Source organism: Streptomyces sp. NPDC035033, assembly GCF_040636735.1.
Taxonomy (GTDB): Bacteria; Actinomycetota; Actinomycetes; order Streptomycetales; family Streptomycetaceae; genus Streptomyces.
On record NZ_JBEZUZ010000023.1, the window covers coordinates 45,996 to 64,480 of the forward strand.

Here is an 18,485-nt window from a genome sequence, read left to right on the forward strand (position 1 = left end):
TCGGCGCCAAAACTGGCTAGATGTAAAACCCATTACGTTCATGTAACGCGCACCTCGACGCTCAACCGATGTGTCTTTTGCGGCTTCTGAGCGCCTATACCGCTCCGCAGCGGGCGGCTGAGAGCTTCCCTCGTCTTACATCTTCCGCTTGATCCGCGTTACTTGTATGTTCCGCAACCAACCGCCCCGCCCCGCGATGGGCCGGAGCGGAATCGACGAACCCCCCTCCCTTGGAGCGCAGATGCCACTCCGTTCGCCCAGGTTCACTTCGGCCGTCGTCGGACTCGCCGCCCTCACCACGGCGTTGGTGGTGCACCAGCCGGCCCACGCGGCGGCCGACAGGATCCGGCTCGGCAGCACGGCCGACGTCGCCCGGGGGTCGTGGAACGGCCCGGCGTTCACGATGAACGGTGCCGGCGGCATCGTCGCCGCCTCGATGACCCGTGCCATCGACGACATCAGGGGCGGTACCGGGACCCTCGACGTGGTCGTCCTGGCCGGCTCGGCACCGACGTCGGGCAGCAAGACGCCCGAGTGCGACGCCATCACCGCGCTGGCCGGGGTCAACTCGTGCACGACGTGGACGCTCACGGCGGCGAGCGACGGCAACAACAGCCAGGTCAACACGGACGTGCGCAACGCCGAGTTCGTCTACTTCGCCGGTGGCGACCAGTGCCGCTACGCCGCCTGGAAGGGAACGGCCCTGGAGGCTTCCGTCGAGTCGGTGGTGGCCAAGGGCGGCGGCTCCGGCGGCGGCAGCGCGGGCCACCACATCAACAGCCCCATCGTCTACGACGCCTGCAACGGCAGCGTCACCAGCACGGAGGCGCTCGCCAACCCCTACGACCGGTCCATCGGCTTCACCACCGGCATGTTCGAGTGGCCCCACTACGGGGCGGTCGTCAACGACTCGCACTTCGTCACGCGCGATCGCATGGGCCGCACGATGGCGTTCCTCGCCCGCGCGGTGAAGGACGGCCTCGCCCCCGGGGGTGCCGCCTGGGGCGTCGGGGTGGAGGAGGGCGGCGGCTCGCTCTTCCTCGACCGCGACGGCGTCGCGACCCAGTACGGCAAGGACGCGTACGTCGTGCTCGCCGACCACCAGCCGGAACAGGCGGTCGACAGGAAGCCCCTCACCTACAGCGGCTTCAAGATCTGGCGCCTGACGCCCGGCTCGACCTTCGACTTCACGTCCCGTCCCACCTGCGGCTACTACCTCCGCAGCGTGACGAACGGCGTCACCGACGCCGGCCTCTACAGCGGTACGCCGGTGACCGACTGCGGCGGCCAGGGCGGCGGGGCCACGCTGGCCGAGAGCGAGCCGAACGACACCCGCGACACCGCCGACGACGCCACCGCCCTGGCCTCCCCCGGCTCCCTGACCGGCACCATGAAGTCGAGCAGCGACCGCGACCACTTCGAGCTGACCCTCTCGTCCGGCCGGACCGCCTCCGTGAACTGCGCCGTCCCCTCCGCCTACGACGCCGACCTGTACTGGCTCGCCTCCGACGGCAGCACCCTGACCCGCTCCGTCAACGACGGAGCCGGCGCCGACGAGTCGCTGTCCTTCACCAGGACCGCCTCCGGCTCGGGCACCTACTACCTCGACGTGGAGGCCTACAGCGGCTCCGGGACCGCGCCCTACAGCTGCGCCGTGACGAAGAGCTGACCGGCCCTCACGTGCCCGGCGACCGGACCGCGCCGTGCGGCCGGGCCGCCGGGCACGACGGCTCCCGCGCGGAGCGCCGCTTCCCGCGGCCTCGGGAAGGGGTGCGGGGAGTAGGGTGGTCGCTTCGTTTCGCGGGGTTCTGCGGGAACTCTCCCTTTCGGCTCGCCGGTTCGGCGGCCGGGATTGGACGGACCACCATGGCAAACCGACGTGCTTTCCGGGTCGCGGTGTTCGGGGCGGGCTACATCGGACTGGTGACGGGTGCGTGTCTGGCGGAGCTGGGGCACGAGGTCGTCGTGCGCGACATCGACCCGGAGAAGGTGCGGGTCCTCCAGGGCGGGGAGGTGCCGATCTACGAGCCGGGCCTGGGGGACGTGATCGCCCGGAACAAGGAGCGGCTGCGGTTCACGCTCGACCTCGGCGAGGCCCTGGAGGGGGCCGAGGTGGCGTACGTGTGCGTCGACACCCCACCGTCGCCGTCGGGGGACGCCGACCTGTCGAAGGTGTGGTCGGTCGTCCGGTCCCTGACCGGCACCGCGCGTCTGCGGGCGGTCGTGATGAAGTCGACGGTGCCGGTGGGCACCGGGGCGCGGGCGCGGGTGCTGCTGGACGAGGCCGGGCTCGGGGCGACCGGGTACGTGTCGAACCCGGAGTTCACCGCCGAGGGCCGGGCCGTGAGCGACTTCATGGGTCCCGACCGGATCGTCGTCGGTTCCGACGACGCGGCGGCGGCCGCGCTCGTCGCGGAGCTGCACGCGGGGATCGACGCGCCGGTGGTGACGATGGACGTGCGGTCGGCGGAGATGGTGAAGCTCGCGTCGAACGCGTTGCTCGCGACGCGGATCAGTTTCGCCAACGAGATCGCGACCCTGTGCGAGAACACCGGGGCGGACGCGACGAAGGTGCTCGGCGCCGTGGGGCTCGATCACCGCCTGGGCCCGCATTTCCTGCGCCCGGGGATCGGGTGGGGCGGGTCGTGCTTCCCGAAGGACTCCGAGGCGTTGCGGCAGATCGCGTCGAACACGGGGTTCCATCCGATGCTGCTGTCGGCGGTGATCGACGTGAACAACATCCAGAAGCGGCGGGCGGTCCAGAAGCTCAAGGACGTCCTGGGGGACCTCGCGGGCAGGGAGGTCGTCCTGCTGGGGATGGCGTTCAAGCCGGGTACGGACGACATGCGCGAGGCGCCGTCCGCGGTGCTCGCCTCCCGGCTGCTGGCGGAGGGGGCGAGCGTGCGGTGCTGGGACCCGCTGGCCCGCCCCGGCGCGGTGGAGCCGTGGGCGTCCGCGGTGCGGTACGCGAGTCCGGAGGAGGCGCTGGAGGGCGCGGACGCGGCGGTGGTGGTCACGGAGTGGCCGCGGCTGGCGGAGGTCGACTGGGCGGCGGTGGCGGGGCGGATGCGGCGTCCGGTGGTCTTCGACGGGCGGAACCTGCTGGAGCCGGCCCGGATGCGGGGGTTCGGCTTCACGTATCTGTCGGTGGGCCGCCCGTAGTCCTGCGGGTGCGCTGCCGCCCCGGCCGGAAGGAGTTCGGCCGGGGCGGTGGCGGGGTCGGGCGAGACGGGCGGGGGCGATCGAGCCGCGGGGGATCCCCCCGAGGGGTCCTTCGCAGGGGCGGGGGCGGGTCAGGGCGTGAGGAGGGCCTTGATCGCGCGGCGCTCGTCCATCGCCCGGTGGCCGTCGGCGACCCGCTCCGGCGGGAGGGTGCGGTCGAAGACCCTCCCGGGTTCGATGCGGCCGGTCGGGGCACGGCCCGGTGGTCGCGTCCGGGCCTGCGGGGCGGGCGACGTCACGCGGGGGCGCCGAGCGGCGGGTGGTCGAGCACGCGGGGCTTGTACTCGACCAGCTGGGTGCGGCCGTCGAAGGTGCGGTGGTCGGTCATCTCCAGGGCGACGTCCGGATAGCCGTCGTAGATGCGCTCCTCACCCGTGGCCCCGGTGATCACCGGGAACATCACGACCCGGAACCGGTCGACGAGTCCGGCCCGCAGCAGGGACCGGCAGAGGCTGAGGCTGCCGATCGTGCTGAGGAGCCCCGAGCCGCTCGCCTTCATGGCGCGGACCGCCTCGACGGCGTCGTCGCGGACGAGCGTGCAGTTGGCCCACGTCAGGGGCTCTTCGAGCGAGGAGGAGAAGACCACCTTGGGCGCTCGCGTGAGCTCGTCGACGGACGCCTCTTCTTCGGGCCGGAACTCGTCCTGGCCGTCCGGGACCTTGCCTGCGGCGAAGCCCGACATCAGGCGGTAGGTGTTCGCTCCCATCAGGTAGGTGGCCTCGGGCTGCTCGCCGAGCCAGGAGAGGTACTCCGGGCCCTCGAGGCCCCAGAACCCGGGCCATCCCTCTCCTGACGCGTAGCCGTCGAGGGTGGTGATGAAGTCGACGAGAAGCTCCGACATGGCGGCGTCCTTTCCTGGGCTGTCACGAGTGTGGACCGGCCGGGAGCCGGAAACTCATCGGCCGCCGGGCCGCCGGCGGGGCTGAGGAGGAGGGCGGTCGGAGAAGGGCGACGGCGCCGAACCGGATCCTGAACGCGCGTGTCCGCCCTCAGCCACGCCCGCCACCCCGCCGCCGCTCGCACGCGACCCTCGTGCGGACGCGGGTGACCCCCGGCCTCAGAATGATCACCGGGGTTCACGGTCGTGGGTCCGGAGCAGCAGACGTGGGGAGATTCGTGAAGGACGTCATCCAGTACATCCAGGAGACCCGCTGGCCGGACGAGGCTCCGCCGGAGCTTCCCGACGAGCGGTTCCTCGCGCGGTTCGAGGAGGAGCACGGCGTCCGGCTGCCCGCCGGGCTCCGGGAGTTCCTGCTCCACGTCGGCAACGTCGAGCGCGGCCGCCTGGAGCCCGTCACCGTCACGGACGAGGGGGCGTACACGTACCTGCCGGAGCTCATGACCATCGCCTGGGACCAGGGCGTCCCGCGCGAGCTGATCGTCCTGTGCGAGGACGAGGGCGACTTCTACCTCGTCGGACCCGACGACGCCGTCGTCTTCTGGTCGTGCCTCGGGACGGGCGGCCTCACGGGGGACCGCTGGGAGTCGGTGTGGCACTGGGCCCGCGACAAGTGGCTCCGCTTCTGATCCACGGCCCGCGCCACGGGTCCGTCTGTCGGAGGGCGTCCTCGCCCGTCCGCGCCGGTGCGGACGGCTGCGCGTCCGCCACGGGCGGCGCGACGTGAGCGGGTGCTCCGCGGGAGGGCGGGCGGCCCTCCCGCGGGGCCGGGTCACGGCGCGGTGAGCGTGGCGAGGACCTGCTCGGCGACGCCCGCGTCGCCGAGCAGGTCGTTGTGGCCCATGTCGGCCACCCGCACGTTGCGCGCCCCCGACAGGGCGGTGCTGCTCGTGGGGAGGATCTGGCCGTCGCCGGCGGACCAGAACGTGGTGTAGCGGACGTCGCCCGGCGTCTCGTCGCCCTCGTTCAGGCGGGAGACCACGTACGAGCCGGGCGTCATGTCCCGGCAGCCCTGGTCCCACAGCGCGCAGGCCCACGCGAGGCCGGTGCCGTGGTTGGGTCCGGCGAGCGAGACCCAGTTGCGGACCTTGGAGGCGCCGCCGTACTTGACGTACCAGCGGGTCGGCAGGGAGCCCAGGCTGTGCGCCACGAGGTCCACCTGGCCGGCCCCCGTCCGCCGGAGCACGTCGTCGACGTAGGCGGCGAGCCGGCCGGCGAGCACCTCGTTCGTCGACTGCGACGAGTCGTAGCTCCACGCGAAGATCCGGTCGGCGGGCGTCCCGGCGGCGGTCAGGCGCTCCGTCAGCGACCCCCAGACGCCGGGGCCCGCGTTGCGGCCGTGGACGAACACGACCGGCCGGGGCGCGCCCGCCGTGGCGTCCCGGGGCGCGGCCTGGGCGGTGGCGGGGAGGGCGGCCGTGCCGGCGAGGAGTGTTCCGGCGAGGAGCAGGGTGGCACTGCGGCGCATGGGTGACCTCCGGACGGGGGCGACGGAACGGGTCTCCCCCATGTCTGACGCATCGCCAGGTCTCTCAAACCCCTTGCGCGCCAGTGGATTTACCGTCGGTAAGTCCTGGCGCGGGCAGAACACCCTCCGCGCGGCCGGTCCGTCGGCCCCGTTCGGGATCCGGGCTCGGGCCGGGGTGGTGTGAACGGGTGACGCGGCGGTCGCGCTCGATCGCGCGGGCTCGCCGGTCCCCGTACGGCGACGGCCGCTCAGGCGCCGAGCCTGTCGCGGATTCCGGCGAGGGCGGCTTCCAGGGTGTCGGCCACGTCCTCGTGGCCGGTGAAGCCGTCGTCGGTGCCCGGGTCGACGGTCCAGCCCCAGCCGCTGGAGTCATGGCCGTCGACGGTGGCGGTGTGCTCGCCGGTGGTGAGGGTGATGGCCAGGTTGCCGCCGGGGAACGTGGTGACGTCGGCGTGGACGTCGGCGCCGAGAACACGCGCGATGGTGTCGCGGGCGGTCCGCTCGGTGGTCATGGTGGTCTCCTTCCGGGGCGGTCAGGACGACCGTACGACCGTCCGGGCCGGTCGGCATCCGGCGGATCGGCCCGTCTCGCGACGCCGGGGCTCCCGGGGCCTGGCCCGTCAGGCGTCTTCGTCGTCGGGGTCGTGGGGCGGGATGGTCCATCGCATCACCGTCTCGCCCGCCCGGTCGGCTTCGAGCGTGACCGGATAGACCTGGCCGGCCTCCCGCTCGCCACGGTGCCTCATCGCGTGGTCGCCCTGGTCCCAATCGATGCCGAGCGTCCGGCAACCGCCGACGTCGATCGCGCCGACGCGGAGCGGATGGTGCCGGCCGGCCCGCTGGAAGCGGTGGAGATCGGTGTGCTCCTCGACGGAGACCACGAGGCCCCTGCCGTGGACGCGGTCGCGCCAGTCGGTGAGCTCGGCCGCGCGTGCGGCCGCCTCGGCCACCGGGAGGTCCAGCCACCCGTACGGCCCGTCGGCGCCGTGCTCCGCGATCCGCTCACCGCCGAACTGCGCGTGCGCGTCGTCCTCGTACCGGCCCCAGTAGAAGACGTCGGCGAGCCCGTTGGCGGGCTCGTCGTCCGTTCCGGTCCACGCGTCCAGGCCGTCGGCGTCGCCGACCACCATGCCGCACCGGTCGACGGGCAGGTCCCCGAGCCGCACGGGTGCCGACCGGCTCATGGTGCCGGGCCACGGAAGACCGAGGCCGATCTCCAAGGTCGCGATCGTCGGTTCCCCGTCGAACGGGGACGGCGACGTGCTCGCCCGCACGCTCAGGGGACGGTCGGCCGCCGCCGGGACCGCGACCGCCTCGCACGACCACTCCTGAAGGTGGCCCCCGCCGTTCGCCGCCGCCGTCCTCGCGCGTTCGGACAGGGGCCGCCCCAGCTCTCTCCACTGGTCGACGCCCCCGGCCGTGCCCAGTACCAGCACACCGGACGGCGCGTCGACGGTTCCCAGAGCGACGAAGGTCTCAGCCATGCGCCGATTGTGCCTTCCCCGTACGACACGTGCCCGCGACTTCCCGGCCTCCCCCGCGGTGGTGCGGGGTCTGCCGTGAGCAGAGGGCGCCCGTTCTTCGCGGCCCCGAACGCGGGGGCCGGGCGTACGGGCGGGGGGAGGTGTGCCAGAGTGAGGGCCGTGTCCCGTTCCGATTCTCCCGGCGAGCTGAACCCGCTCCTCCAGGAGGCCGCTTCGGCGTCCTGGTCCGTTCGAGCGGCCGCGGGGCGACGGCTGGCGGCCTTCGCGGAGGTTCCCGAGGCGGCCGAGGCCCTGCGGCGGCTGTTGCTGGACGATCGCGACACCTTCGTCACCCAGGAGACGGCGGAGGCTCTGCTCGCACGCCGGGACGTGCTCGGTCTGCGCATGGTGCTGGCCGCGTTCGCCGACGCGGACGACGACACCGCCGATCACCTCGATGACGCGCTCCTCGGCGTCCGCGGCGGGTCCGAGGAGGACGGGCGACGGCTCGCGGCCCTGTGTTCGGCGCTGGCCTCGGACCCGGACGGCACGGTGCGCCGGGAAGCCCGCGGGCTTCTCGGACCGCTGCGGTGACCTGACCGCTCCTCGCCCCGGGCGGGGCCCGGAGCCCGGTCCGGAGGAGCGCGGAGGACGCCCGCGAGCCCGCCGCGGGGCGTACGCGGGGCCCTCGGGGCGGGTTCGCCGCCCCGAGGGCCCCGCGCGAGCGGGGTGCGGGTCAGTCGGCCGGGGTCAGGGCCACCTCCGCGCTGCCGGAGAGGGAGGGCAGGCCCGCCGGGGGCGTGTCCTTGTACGAGGCGTTGAAGACGGCCTTCAGGTTGTCGGCGCCGGCGTGGCCGCCGTCCACGAACGTGCGGAACGAGCCCGAGCAGCCGGTGCTCGTGGAGAGCGGGTGGCCGTGGGAGTCGTGGCCGAGGATGAAGGAGACGGTGACCTTCGCGCAGTCGACCGGCTGGTCGTCGGTGACGTCGACCCGCCAGGTGACCGTGTCGCCCCAGTGGAAGGCGGTGCCTCCGTGCGGGGCGGGGTCGGTGGTGAGGGAGACGACCGGTGCCTTGTTGCCGACGACCACCTGGACGGCGGTGGCGGCGGAGCGGTCGGTGCTGTCGGTGACGTTGAGGGTGGCCTCGAAGACGCCGTTCGTGGTGTAGGTGTGGGTGGGGTCGGCCTGGGTGGAGTCCACGGTGCCGTCGGCGTCGAAGTCCCAGGCGTAGCGGAGCGCGTCCCCGTCGGCGTCCTTGGTGCCGGCGGCGGAGAAGCGGACCGTCAGCGGGTTGACGCCGTTGACGACGTCGGCGGCGGCCTTGGGCTCGGGGGTGCTGTTGCCCCGGAGGTAGTCGATGCGGGAGAGCTGGGCCTCGGGCAGTTCGGCGAAGTAGCCGGTGCCGTACTCCAGGACGTAGAGCGCGCCGTCGGGGCCGAACTCGGCGTCGATGGGTCCGTCGGTGCGGATGCCGGGCACGGCGTCGTCGATGGCCAGCACCTCGTTGCGCTTGCCGAGGGTGAGGGCCTTCATCTGGTCGCGGGTCCACTCGTAGAAGAGCGGCTTGCCGGCGAGGGAGGCGGGCCAGCGGTTCTCGGCGGTGTTGTGCTTGTCGTACCGGTAGGCGGGGCCGCCCATGGGGCCGATGCCGCCGGTGCCGAGCTGCGGGAACTGCGCGGAGGCGCCGTAGCCGTAGATGATCTCGGCGTCCTCGACCGGCGGCAGCAGGTCGAGGCCGGTGTTGTGGCGCGAGTCGTTGACGGGGGCGGCGCAGTCGAAGGCGCCGCTCGACTTCTTGGTGGCGAAGTCGTAGTCCTGGTACGGCATGTCCTGGCTCACGCAGAACGGCCAGCCGTAGTTGGCGGGGCGGTCGATGACCATCCAGCGGCCGTGGCCGGCGGGGCCGCGGTCCGGACTGGCCTTCTGGGCGTCGGGCGAGTAGTCGCCGACGTAGACCTCGCCGGTGCGCTTGTCGACCCCGAAGCGGAAGGGGTTGCGCAGGCCCATGGCGTAGATCTCGGGGCGGGTCCTCGGGGTGCCGGGGGCGAAGAGGTTGCCGTCGGGGATCACGTAGCCGCCGTCGCGCTTGACCTTGATGCGGAGCACCTTGCCGCGCAGGTCGTTCGTGTTGCCGGAGGTGCGGCGGGCGTCGTAGGCGGGGTTGCGGTCGGGGCGGTCGTCGATCGGGGCGTAGCCGTCCGAGGAGAAGGGGTTGGAGTCGTCGCCGGTCGACAGGAAGAGGTTGCCCCGGTGGTCGAAGTCGATCTTGCCGCCGACGTGGCAGCAGAGGCCGCGGTCGGCGGGGATGTCGATGATCTTCTGCTCGGAGGCGTAGTCCAGCTTGTTCCCCGTGAGCTTGAAGCGGGAGAGCCGGGTGTAGCCCTCGTACGGGGCGAAGTCCGCGGGCGTGCCGGTCTGCGGGGCGTCGCCCTCGTTGACGCCCGGGGTGGCGGGGTCGTCCACGGGGGTGGAGAGGCGGGGCGAGTAGTAGAGGTAGACCCAGTGGTTCCTGGCGAAGTCGGGGTCGACAGCGATGCCCTGGACGCCCTCCTCGTCGTGCTGGTAGAGCCCGGCGGGGCTCTTCTTCATGTCGGCGGCGAGGAAGTTGACGCCGCTCTTCGGGTCGTGGATGCGGATCTCGCCGGTGCGCGCGGTGTGCAGGACGCGCAGGTCGGGCAGGACGGCGAGGGCCATGGGCTCGCCCGGCCGGTCGTTGAGGGTGACCTTCTGGAAGGCTGGGGCGGCGGACGCGGCCGGTGGGGCCGTTTCCGACGGGGTGGTGGCCTGGACGGGGGCCAGGGGCAGCACCCCGAGGGCGCCGGCCAGGGCCGCCGTGCCCAGGAGGGTGACGATCCGTCTGTTGCGCACGCGGAACTCCTTCGCTACGGGTTCGGGTGGCGGTGCGCCGCGGTCAGCGGTGGGCGCGGAGGGCGGCGAGGTTGTCGTGGCCGATGCGGGCGTACTCCAGCGACTGGCCGGGAACGGTGGCGCTCGGGGCGGTGTCCTGCTCGACCATCGGGTGGTGCCGGTTCTTCGCCCCGACGCGGGTGAAGAAGCGCCGGTAGTCGATGTCGCCGGTGCCGAACGGCACCATGTCGTAGCCCAGGCCGCTCTGCGGGTTGATCACGCCGTCCTTGGCGTGGAAGAGCGGGAAGCGGGGCGTGTGGCGGACCACGAGCCCGGCCGGGTCGAAGACGTTCTCCTGCCGGGAGCCGTCGTGGGCGGTGTACGTGTGGAACTTGTACTGGGCGACGTGGGCCCAGAAGACGTCCAGTTCCAGGTAGACGCTTCTGGGGTCGCTGACCTCCAGGAAGTACTCCAGCTTGCGGATGCCGGAGCTGCGGGTCGGCCGGCCCAGGGCGTCGAGCGGCCCGCCGTCGAGGAGGAAGTCGTAGGCGCTGTCGTGGTTGTGGGTGTAGAGCTTGATCCCCTCCCGGGCGGCGAGGGCGCCCAGGGTGTTCCACTTGTCGGCGGCGACGTCCCAGTCGGCGCGGTAGGGGCTGTTGGTGGGGTCGCCGCCGGTGCCCATGTGCTCCATGCCGAGGATGTTCGCGATCTCCAGGGCCCGGCGGAACGCGTCCAGGTCGGCGGGGGTGAGCGGCCAGGAGCCCGGGATGAAGCCGTGGCTGCCCTGGGCGCGCAGCCCGTACTCGTCGAGCCAGGAGCGCATCAGCCGCGCGCCCTCGACGGTGCCCAGGTCCGCGCCGCCGGGGGCGTTGGCGTGCTGGCGGTAGCCGGCGAACTCGACCTGCCGGTAGCCATACCGCGCCAGCTGCCGGAACACCTCGCGGAAGCCGGAGGGCAGGTCGGAGGCGAGCGGGTCGCGGGCCACCGCGTCCCGGACGGTGTAGAGGATCAGTCCGCGCCTGTCCGGGGGGACGAGGGCGGAGCGGCCGTGGTCGGCGGCCGGCTCGGGCTCGGTCCGCGCCAGGGCGGGCGAGGCGCCGAAGACGGGGGCGGCGATCGCCACGGCCGCGGTGGCCGTGCAGGTGCTGAGGAAGCGGCGGCGGCCGACGCCGAGCGTGCGGCGCAGCTCGTCTCCGGGGGTGGTGCTGGTCTCGTCGGGGGACGCGGTCACGGTGTTCTCGCTTTCGTGGGAGGGAGGGTGCGGGTCGCGGGGGTTTCCCGGGACGCGGCGGTACGGGGTGCGGGGGGGTACGCGTGCGGCGCGCCGGGTCAGGAGAGGCCGGCGAGCCGCAGCAGGAGCGGCTTCACCTCGGTGGCCGCGGTGCGACCGGACAGGGCGCCGGGGGCGGAGCAGAGGACGACCGGGCCGTCGTCGTCGCTCGCGGGCAGCCGTCCGTGGCTGCCGCGGACGGGTGACGGGTCCAGCGGCACGACCGCCACGCGGTAGCGCAGGCCGGCCTTCTTGCGGGCCACGGCGGCCGCGGCCCTGAGCCGTACGTAGGGGTCCTCGGGGTCCAGGAAGAGTTCGGCCGGGTCGTAGCCGGGCTTGCGGTGGATCTCGACGAGCCGGGCGAAGTCGGGGGCGCGCGCGTCGTCCAGCCAGTAGTAGTACGTGAACCAGGCGTCGGGTTCGGCGACGGCGACCAGCTCGCCGGAGCGGGGGTGGTCCAGGCCATGTGCCTTCTTTCCCTCGTCGTCGAGGAGCCGCTCGACGCCGGGCAGGTCCTGGAGGACGGCGCGGGTGGCCGCGAGGTCCTCGGGGCGGCGGACGTAGACGTGGGCGAGCTGGTGGTCGGCAACGGCGAAGGCCCGGGAGGCCATCGGGTCGAGGTACTCCATGCCGGCCTGGGTGTGGACGTCGAGGAGTCCGGCGCGCCGCAGGGCGCGGTTGATGTCGACGGGGCGGCTGACGCGGGTGATGCCGTACTCGGACAGGGCGACGACCGTGCGGCCCTCGGCGCGGGCGTCGTCGAGCAACGGCCCGATGACCGCGTCGAGTTCGGCGGCGGCGCGGAGCGAGCGCGGGTCGTCGGGGCCGTAGCGCTGGAGGTCGTAGTCGAGGTGCGGGAGGTAACAGAGCGTCAGGTCGGGGCGGCGGGTGCGCATGACGTGGCGGGTGGCGTCCGCGATCCACCGGCTGGAGGCGAGGGAGGCGCCCGGTCCCCAGAACTGGAAGAGGGGGAACGTGCCGAACTTCTCGGTGAGTTCGTCGTGGAGGGCGGGAGGGCGGGTGTAGCAGTCGGGTTCCTTGCGTCCGTCGGCGTGGTAGACGGGGCGGGGGGTGACGGTGATGTCGGTGTCGGCGCCCATCGCGTACCACCAGCAGATGTTGGCGACGGTGTAGCCGGGGTGGGCGCGGCGGGCGGCGTCCCAGACCTTGTCGCCGGCGACCAGGCCGTTGTGCTGGCGCCACAGCAGGACGTCGCCGAGTTCGCGGAAGTACCAGCCGTTGCCGACGATGCCGTGCTCGGCGGGGAGGGTGCCGGTGAGGAAGGTGGACTGGGCGGCGCAGGTGACGGCGGGCAGCACGGTGGACAGGGGTGCCCGCGAGCCGGAGTCGGCGAGGGCGCGCAGGCGCGGCATGTGGTCGAGGAGCCGGGGGGTGAGGCCGACGACGTCGAGGACGAGGAGGGGGGTCGGGCGACCGTCGGCCGGGGGCTTCGCTTCGGTCACGGCAGTTCCTTCACGGGAGGTCTTCGGGGGAGGACCGCGCGGGGGTCCTCAGGGGAGTTCCTTCAGGCCGAGGTCGGTGAGCAGGTCGCGGGCGAGGGCGAGTTCGGCGGCGATGCCGTCGGCGAGGCGGGCTCGGGTGCGGGGCCGCGCCGCGGGCGGGAGGGCCTGCCAGGTGTACGTCTCGACCTCCAGGTGGCGGGTGCGGGGGTGGGGGCCGCCGACGAGGCGGGTCAGGGCGTCCTCGAGGACGGGGAGGGTGGAGGTGAGCGGCGGGGCGGGCGGGGCGTGCAGGGGGACGTGGAAGTGGGCGCGCCAGGGGGCCGTGTCGGGCAGGGCCTCCCCCGCGAGCGCTTCGGGCAGGTCGTCGGTGCCGCGGAGCCCTCCGGCGGTGACCGTGCGGGTCTGGTGCAGGAAGCGGGGTTCGGCGAAGGCGGCGAGGGCGGCGCGCACCTCGGGGCGGTGGGGGTGTTCGGCGTGCAGGGCGGTGGAGAGCTGGGCCTTGGGGACGGCGATGCCGGCGGCGTCGAGTGCGGCGAGCGCGGTGGCCGGGTCCTCGAAGGAGGTGGCGAGGTGGCAGGTGTCGACGCAGACGCCGATGCGGTCGCCGGGCAGGGCGGTGAGCGGTGCGATGGCGTCGGCGGTGGTCTCCACCGCGCAGCCGGGTTCGGGTTCGAGGGCGATCCGGACGGATCTGCCGGTCAGCTCCTCCAGCGCGTCGAGCCGTTCCGTCAGGGCGGTGAGGGCGGCCCGTGCGGTGGCGGCGGCGTGCTCGTCGAAGCCGGTGCGCCAGGCGAGCGGCAGGGTGGAGACGCTGCCTTCGGTGACGTCGTCGGGGAGCAGGGCGGCGAGGAGGCGGGCGAGGTCGGTGGTGTGGGCGAGGCGTTCGGGTTCGGTCCAGTCGGGGCGGTAGACGCGGTGCTTGACCGCCTCGGCGCCGAAGCCCTCGTAGGGGAAGCCGTTGAGGGTGACGACTTCGAGGCCGCGGCGGTCGAGCTCGGTCTGGAGTCCGCGCAGTGCCACCGGGTCGTCGACGAGGGCGTGGGCGGCGTCCTTGGCGAGCCAGAGGCCGATGCCGAGCCGGTCGCGGCCGAGGCGGCGGCGGACCGGTTCGCAGTGGTCGCGGAGCTGGGCGAGGACGCCGTCGAGGGTCTCGGCGGGGTGGACGTTGGTGCAGTAGGAGAGGTGGACGAGGGTGCCGTCCGGGTGGCGGAAGCGCACGGGCCCTCCTCCTCATTCCCCGCCGCGCAGCACGGAGTTGCCCTCGTGCAGGGCGTCCGGGGCGGGGACGTCGAGCTGGAGCCGGCCGCTGAGTCCGTAGAAGGCGACGGGGTTGCGCCACAGGACCCGGTCGACGTCGTCGTCGGTGAAGCCGGCGGCGAGCATGGCGTCGCCGACCTCGCGGGTCTTCAGGGGGTCGCTCCTGCCCCAGTCGGCGGCCGAGTTGACGAGGATCCGCTCGGTGCCGTAGGTCCGCAGGAGGGTCACCACGCGGTCGGGGTCCATCTTGGTGTCGGGGTAGACGGAGAAGCCGAGCCAGCAGCCGCTGTCCGCGGCGGCGGCGACGGTCGTCTCGTTGAGGTGGTCGAGGAGGGTCCGCTCGACGGGCAGGGCCGATTCGCGGACGACGTCGAGGGTCCGGTGGAGGCCGGCGAGCTTGTCCCGGTGCGGGGTGTGGACGAGGGCGGGCAGGCCGTGGTCGGCGGCGAGCTGGAGCTGGGCGGCGAGGGCGGTGTCCTCGGCGGGGGTCATCGCGTCGTAGCCGATCTCGCCGACGGCGACGACGGAGTCCTTGACGAGGTAGCGGGGCAGCTCGTCGAGGACGGGCGTGCAGCGCGGGTCGTTGGCCTCCTTGGGGTTGAGGGCGATCGCGCAGTGGTGGGCGATGCCGTACTGGGCGGCGCGGAACGGCTCCCAGCCGAGCAGCGCGTCGAAGTAGTCGAGGAAGCTGGCGGGCGAGGTGCGGGGCTGGCCGAGCCAGAAGGCCGGTTCGACCACGGCGCGGACGCCCGCCGCGTGCATCGCCTCGTAGTCGTCGGTGGTGCGCGACGTCATGTGGATGTGCGGGTCGAAGATGCGCATCACGGCTCCTCGGTCGGTACGCCGGTCAGGGTCAGGGCGTGGTGGAGGTCGCGGGGGACGTCGCGGCCCGCCGCGGTGCGCTCGGCGGCGAGGGCGGCGAGCATGCGGGCGAGGTCCGCGTCGCCGGCGGCCCGCCGTGCCAGGTCCGCCACGGCGGTCAGCGGTACGCCGGTGAAGAGGCACTTCAGGACGGCGTGCCGCCAGGCGTGCGGGGTCAGGTGGGCGGCGGCGTAGGGGCCGACGGCGGCGGCGATCAGCCGGGTGTCGTGGGTGCGCAGGGCGTCGTCCACGAGGGGCACGGCCTGCGGGCCGTCGACGAGGGAGGGCAGGGCGAGGAGCACCGCGCGGCGCTCGGCGGCGCTCCCCTCCCGGTAGAGGCGGGTCAGCGTCTCCGTGCCGGCCCGGGCCTCGGTCAGGAGCAGGACCCGCACGGCGTCCGCGGCGTCCCGGCCGCAGTGCCGGCCGGCGGTGACGAAGCGGAGCTGCCAGGCGGGGCGGGGCGCGGGCGGGGTCTGTGGGGTCGCCGCCCGGGCGGGCGGGGCCTCCTGCGCCGCCGCTCGGGCGGCGTCGGCCAGGGCGTCGGCGAACCAGGCGCGGGCGTGGTCGTCGGGCAGCCGGGCCTCGACGCCGGCCCGGGTCCGGGGCGGTGGTGGCGTCAGCATGCCGGGGCTCCCTTCGCGGCGGTCGCGGCCGCGTCACGGAGGAACGCGAGGGATTCCGCCGCCAGTCGGGGGCCGGCGTGCGAGTGGCGGGGCAGTTCGACGACGGTGAGGCCCTGGTAGCCGGTGGCCGCGAGGGCGTCGAGGACGGGCGGGAAGTCGATCTCGCCCTCGCCGAACGGCAGGTGCTCGTGCACGCCGCGCCGCATGTCCTCGATCTGCACGTGCCGCAGCCAGGGCGCCGCCGCGCGGACGCATGCGGCGGGCGGTGCCGTCTCCAGGCACTGGCAGTGGCCGATGTCGAGGGTGAGGCCGAGGGGCGCGGGGTCGCCGAGCGCGGCGCGCAGCCGGTGGAAGTCGTCGAGGGTGGCGAGGAGGTGCCCCGGCTCGGGTTCGATCGCGAGCGGCACGCCCGCGTCGGCGGCGGCGTCGAGGACGGGCGCCAGCGCCTCCGTCAGGCGCCGCCAGGCCGTGGCGTCGTCGGTGCCCGGCGGGGTGACGCCGCTGAAGCAGTGCACGGCGTGCGCCCCGAGGTCGGCGGCGACGCCGACCGCCGTGCGCAGCAGGCGGACCCGGGCGGCGCGGTCCCGCGGGTCGGCGTCGAGCAGCGAGGGGCCGTGCTTGCGGCGCGGGTCGAGCACGTACCGGGCGCCGGTCTCGACGGTCGCGGTGAGTCCGAGCGCGCCGAGCCGGCGGGCGACCCGGGCGGTGCGGGCGGCGAGGCCGGGTGCGAGCGGGTCCAGGTGCATGTGGTCGAGCGTGAGCCCGACGCCGTCGTAGCCGAGGTCCGCGAGCAGCCCGAGGGCGTCGTCGAGACGGAGGTCGGTGAGGCCGTTGGTGCCGTACCCGAGGCGGAGCCGCTGCCGGTCGCTCATGTGGCGCTCACCTTCCGTGCGAGGGTGCGGGCGAGGGGGACGAGCCCCAGCACGCCGACCCCGGTGCCGGCCGCCCCGGCGCGGGCCGCGAGGGCGGCCTGGAGCGGGATCATGGCGCGGATCCCGCCGCCGACGGCGCGCCGGGTGAGGGGCGGGGACGGGTTGAGCGCGGCGTGGAGGAGGGGTACGGCGGTGGTGCCGGCGTACAGGGCGGCGGGCGCCAGGGACGCGAGGGCCGCCGCGCGGCCGGGTGCGCGGAGCGCGCCGAGCGCGGTGGCGGCGCCGAGCGCGCCCGTCACGGCGAGCGCCCCGAGCGGGGCGAGCGTGGAGCCGCCCCGCTCCTCGTGCCGGGACACGGCGGTGACGGCGTACGTGTGGGCGGCGAGCGCGGCGGCGGGCGCCGCGACCCGGCGGGCGGTACGGGCGTCCGCGCCGCGCCGCGCGGCCGTGGGCGGCGCGCCGGCGCCGGTGGCGGCGGCGCCGAGGGCGAGGTCGAGGGCGCGGGCGGCGGCCATGGCGGCGGGCGCGGCGGGTGTGTGCTTGAGGCGCAGGTCATAGGCCCAGACGGTGCCGGCGAGGGCGGTGGCGACGGCGAGGGCCGGGCGGCCGGCGCGGGCGGCGAGGGCGAGCCCGGCGGCGGTGAGAAGGCCGGCGGCACCGAGCGCGGCGGCCGGCGGGATCCGGCCGGAGGGCAGCGGACGTTCGGGGCGGTCGACGGCGTCCTCCTTCCGGTCGGCCCAGTCGTTGAGGGCCATGCCCGCCTCGTACAGGCAGAGCGACGCGCCGATCGCGTACGCCGTCCCCCGGCCGGGCCGCAGTCCGGTGGCGGCGGCGCCGGCGAGGGCGTCACCGGGGACGGTGAACAGCGCGGAGACGCGCAGCAGTTCGGCCCAGGCCAGGAGGTGCCGGGTGCGGTTCGGGCGACCGGGGCGCGTCACCGTGCCTCCCGGAGCCGGTCGGCGAAGGCGAGGAGCGCGGCGTACTGTTCCGCGAGGCCGGCGGGTCCGCCGTCCGGGTCCTTGAAGTAGAAGCCGAGCTGCGGGAGCGGTCCGGAGAGTCCGGCCTCGTGGGCGCGGGCGACCAGGCGGGCCAGGTCGAGGACGAGGGGCGCGGCGAGCGCGGAGTCGCAGCCCTGCCAGATGGTCTGGAGGACCATCCGCGATCCGAGGAAGCCGTCGAAGGCGATGTGGTCCCAGGCCGTCTTCCAGTCGCCGAGCGCGGGGACGTCGTCGATGTGGACCCGGCCCTCCGGCCGGTGGCCGAGCGTGTCGGCGAGGACGCGTTCCTTGCCGGCGTTCTTCGCCGCCGCGGCGGCGGGGTCGGCGAGCGTCGCCCCGTCTCCCCCGCCCAGCAGGTTGGTGCCGGACCAGGCCCGTACGTCCAGGGCCCGCTGGGCGAACATCGGGGCGAGCACGGAGCGCAGCAGCGTCTGTCCGGTCTTGCCGTCGCGGCCCGCGTGGGGCAGTCCGGCGGCGGTCGCGGCGGCGGTGAGGTCCGGGGTGCGCAGCCCGGTGGAGGGGGTGAAGTCGACGTACGGGCAGCCGGCCCGCAGGGCCGCGGCGGCGTAGAGGGAGCTGGGCGGGAGGCGTTCGGCGTCGGGCGCGGGCGGCGGCTCCGTGGAGGAGACGTTGACGACGACCACGCGTGCCAGGGCGTGGCGGTCGCGGAAGGAGACGAGGTCGGCGGCGAGGTCGGCGACGAGTTCGGCGTCGGTGCGGGGGTCGTCGGGGAGGGGGCCGCCGGTGCGTATCTCCTCGTCGGTGGCGGCGAGTTCGGCGTGGACGGCGGCGGCGAGTCCGTGCGGGAGCACGCCGGCGCCGGTGAGCTGCTCGGCGCGCTTGGGGAGCGGGCAGGACGCGGTGTCGTGGCCGCCGAAGACGAGCGCGGTCAGGGAGGGCAGCCCGGTGCCGGCGAACGCGGGCGTCTCGGTGACCATGCCGGTCGCCGGGTGGAGTCCGGCGCGGACGGCGGCGCATCCGGCGACGGCCGTGGTCGCCACGGAGCCGCGGGCTCCGGCGAACCAGACTCCGGTGCGTGCGTGGGTGTCAGTCACGGGCTGCCTCCTTGCCAGGTCGTTGGGTGCGCGGGGTGGAGGGCCGGGGGGCGGTGCCTTCGCGGTGCAGGCCGCCCGGCGGTGAGGTCGGAGGGAGTGCGGGGGCGCTGTGCGGGGCGGGCCCTCGCTCGGTCCGGGCGGGGTCCGGGAGCGGGTCGGGCGTGGGGCCGGGAGCGGACCGGGCGGG

The 18,485-nt window shown here is 74.5% G+C and carries 17 protein-coding genes and 1 pseudogene; 4 read left to right on the forward strand and 14 right to left on the reverse strand.

The window, feature by feature from the left end:
- The first annotated feature begins 241 nt into the window (after positions 1-241).
- Both AB0E83_RS12575 and AB0E83_RS12580 read left to right on the forward strand, forming a co-directional pair.
- Positions 242-1,669 carry a hypothetical protein gene (locus AB0E83_RS12575; protein WP_362109487.1) on the forward strand — a complete coding sequence of 476 codons (1,428 nt, stop codon included), beginning with the start codon at positions 242-244 and terminating at the stop codon, positions 1,667-1,669.
- Positions 1,670-1,866: 197 nt separating this feature from the next.
- On the forward strand, positions 1,867-3,162 hold the full coding sequence (locus AB0E83_RS12580; RefSeq protein WP_362109489.1) for a UDP-glucose/GDP-mannose dehydrogenase family protein: 1,296 nt from the start codon (positions 1,867-1,869) through the stop codon (positions 3,160-3,162).
- Between the two features lie 131 nt (positions 3,163-3,293).
- On the opposite strand, the pseudogene AB0E83_RS12585 reads toward AB0E83_RS12580, so the two are convergent.
- Positions 3,294-3,410, reverse strand: a pseudogene (locus AB0E83_RS12585) (IMP dehydrogenase); the annotation flags it as partial.
- A gap of 47 nt (positions 3,411-3,457) precedes the next feature.
- Complete coding sequence (locus tag AB0E83_RS12590) at positions 3,458-4,063, reverse strand: dihydrofolate reductase family protein (protein ID WP_362109491.1); 606 nt, start codon at positions 4,061-4,063, stop codon at positions 3,458-3,460.
- A 275-nt stretch (positions 4,064-4,338) separates the two neighbouring features.
- Here AB0E83_RS12590 and AB0E83_RS12595 point away from each other — a divergent pair, with 275 nt between their 5' ends.
- Positions 4,339-4,749: an SMI1/KNR4 family protein gene (locus tag AB0E83_RS12595; RefSeq protein WP_362109551.1), complete on the forward strand. Its 411-nt coding sequence runs from the start codon at positions 4,339-4,341 to the stop codon at positions 4,747-4,749.
- 143 nt (positions 4,750-4,892) lie between these two features.
- Here the strand turns inward: AB0E83_RS12595 and AB0E83_RS12600 are convergent, their stop codons facing one another.
- The 3 genes from AB0E83_RS12600 to AB0E83_RS12610 all read right to left on the reverse strand — a co-directional run bounded on the left by AB0E83_RS12600 (position 4,893) and on the right by AB0E83_RS12610 (position 7,072).
- Positions 4,893-5,588 carry a triacylglycerol lipase gene (locus AB0E83_RS12600; protein WP_362109493.1) on the reverse strand — a complete coding sequence of 232 codons (696 nt, stop codon included), beginning with the start codon at positions 5,586-5,588 and terminating at the stop codon, positions 4,893-4,895.
- Positions 5,589-5,836: 248 nt separating this feature from the next.
- Positions 5,837-6,100 (reverse strand): hypothetical protein, encoded by a 264-nt coding sequence (locus tag AB0E83_RS12605; RefSeq protein ID WP_362109495.1) that lies wholly within the window; start codon positions 6,098-6,100, stop codon positions 5,837-5,839.
- A gap of 108 nt (positions 6,101-6,208) precedes the next feature.
- Positions 6,209-7,072 carry a hypothetical protein gene (locus AB0E83_RS12610; protein WP_362109497.1) on the reverse strand — a complete coding sequence of 288 codons (864 nt, stop codon included), beginning with the start codon at positions 7,070-7,072 and terminating at the stop codon, positions 6,209-6,211.
- A 159-nt stretch (positions 7,073-7,231) separates the two neighbouring features.
- On the opposite strand from AB0E83_RS12610, the gene AB0E83_RS12615 reads away from it, so the two are divergent.
- Positions 7,232-7,645 (forward strand): hypothetical protein, encoded by a 414-nt coding sequence (locus AB0E83_RS12615; protein ID WP_362109499.1) that lies wholly within the window; start codon positions 7,232-7,234, stop codon positions 7,643-7,645.
- A 142-nt stretch (positions 7,646-7,787) separates the two neighbouring features.
- On the opposite strand, the gene AB0E83_RS12620 is transcribed toward AB0E83_RS12615, so the two are convergent.
- From AB0E83_RS12620 to AB0E83_RS12660, 9 genes are all read right to left on the reverse strand, one after another.
- Positions 7,788-9,920, reverse strand: a complete 2,133-nt coding sequence (locus tag AB0E83_RS12620) for a PQQ-dependent sugar dehydrogenase (RefSeq protein WP_362109501.1) — start codon at positions 9,918-9,920, stop codon at positions 7,788-7,790.
- A gap of 43 nt (positions 9,921-9,963) precedes the next feature.
- The gene (locus tag AB0E83_RS12625; RefSeq protein ID WP_362109503.1) at positions 9,964-11,130 is read right to left on the reverse strand and encodes a TIM barrel protein; all 1,167 of its coding nucleotides are present in this window, start codon (positions 11,128-11,130) and stop codon (positions 9,964-9,966) included.
- A gap of 98 nt (positions 11,131-11,228) precedes the next feature.
- Positions 11,229-12,632 carry a nucleotide pyrophosphatase/phosphodiesterase family protein gene (locus AB0E83_RS12630; protein ID WP_362109505.1) on the reverse strand — a complete coding sequence of 468 codons (1,404 nt, stop codon included), beginning with the start codon at positions 12,630-12,632 and terminating at the stop codon, positions 11,229-11,231.
- Between the two features lie 48 nt (positions 12,633-12,680).
- Complete coding sequence (gene eboE, locus AB0E83_RS12635; protein ID WP_362109507.1) at positions 12,681-13,850, reverse strand: metabolite traffic protein EboE; 1,170 nt, start codon at positions 13,848-13,850, stop codon at positions 12,681-12,683.
- Between the two features lie 12 nt (positions 13,851-13,862).
- Positions 13,863-14,711, reverse strand: a complete 849-nt coding sequence (locus AB0E83_RS12640) for a TatD family hydrolase (RefSeq protein WP_362109509.1) — start codon at positions 14,709-14,711, stop codon at positions 13,863-13,865.
- Positions 14,711-15,373 carry an EboA domain-containing protein gene (locus AB0E83_RS12645; RefSeq protein ID WP_362109511.1) on the reverse strand — a complete coding sequence of 221 codons (663 nt, stop codon included), beginning with the start codon at positions 15,371-15,373 and terminating at the stop codon, positions 14,711-14,713. Before AB0E83_RS12645 ends, AB0E83_RS12640 begins: the two co-directional genes overlap by 1 nt.
- Positions 15,367-16,245 (reverse strand): sugar phosphate isomerase/epimerase family protein, encoded by an 879-nt coding sequence (locus AB0E83_RS12650; RefSeq protein ID WP_362109513.1) that lies wholly within the window; start codon positions 16,243-16,245, stop codon positions 15,367-15,369. Before AB0E83_RS12650 ends, AB0E83_RS12645 begins: the two co-directional genes overlap by 7 nt.
- Positions 16,242-17,183, reverse strand: coding sequence for an SCO3242 family prenyltransferase (locus AB0E83_RS12655; RefSeq protein ID WP_362109515.1), 942 nt, complete (start codon positions 17,181-17,183; stop codon positions 16,242-16,244). The genes AB0E83_RS12650 and AB0E83_RS12655 overlap by 4 nt, the downstream gene beginning before the upstream one ends.
- Positions 17,180-18,298: an inositol-3-phosphate synthase gene (locus tag AB0E83_RS12660; protein ID WP_362109517.1), complete on the reverse strand. Its 1,119-nt coding sequence runs from the start codon at positions 18,296-18,298 to the stop codon at positions 17,180-17,182. Before AB0E83_RS12660 ends, AB0E83_RS12655 begins: the two co-directional genes overlap by 4 nt.
- Positions 18,299-18,485 lie beyond the last annotated feature (187 nt).

Coding starts and splice junctions, on each gene's coding strand:
- AB0E83_RS12575 (WP_362109487.1), top strand. CDS start 242: ATGCCACTCCGTTCGCCCAGGTTCACTTCGGCCGTCGTCGGACTCGCC.
- AB0E83_RS12580 (WP_362109489.1), top strand. CDS start 1,867: ATGGCAAACCGACGTGCTTTCCGGGTCGCGGTGTTCGGGGCGGGCTAC.
- AB0E83_RS12590 (WP_362109491.1), bottom strand. CDS start 4,063: ATGTCGGAGCTTCTCGTCGACTTCATCACCACCCTCGACGGCTACGCG.
- AB0E83_RS12600 (WP_362109493.1), bottom strand. CDS start 5,588: ATGCGCCGCAGTGCCACCCTGCTCCTCGCCGGAACACTCCTCGCCGGC.
- AB0E83_RS12605 (WP_362109495.1), bottom strand. CDS start 6,100: ATGACCACCGAGCGGACCGCCCGCGACACCATCGCGCGTGTTCTCGGC.
- AB0E83_RS12610 (WP_362109497.1), bottom strand. CDS start 7,072: ATGGCTGAGACCTTCGTCGCTCTGGGAACCGTCGACGCGCCGTCCGGT.
- AB0E83_RS12640 (WP_362109509.1), bottom strand. CDS start 14,711: ATGCGCATCTTCGACCCGCACATCCACATGACGTCGCGCACCACCGAC.
- AB0E83_RS12645 (WP_362109511.1), bottom strand. CDS start 15,373: ATGCTGACGCCACCACCGCCCCGGACCCGGGCCGGCGTCGAGGCCCGG.
- AB0E83_RS12650 (WP_362109513.1), bottom strand. CDS start 16,245: ATGAGCGACCGGCAGCGGCTCCGCCTCGGGTACGGCACCAACGGCCTC.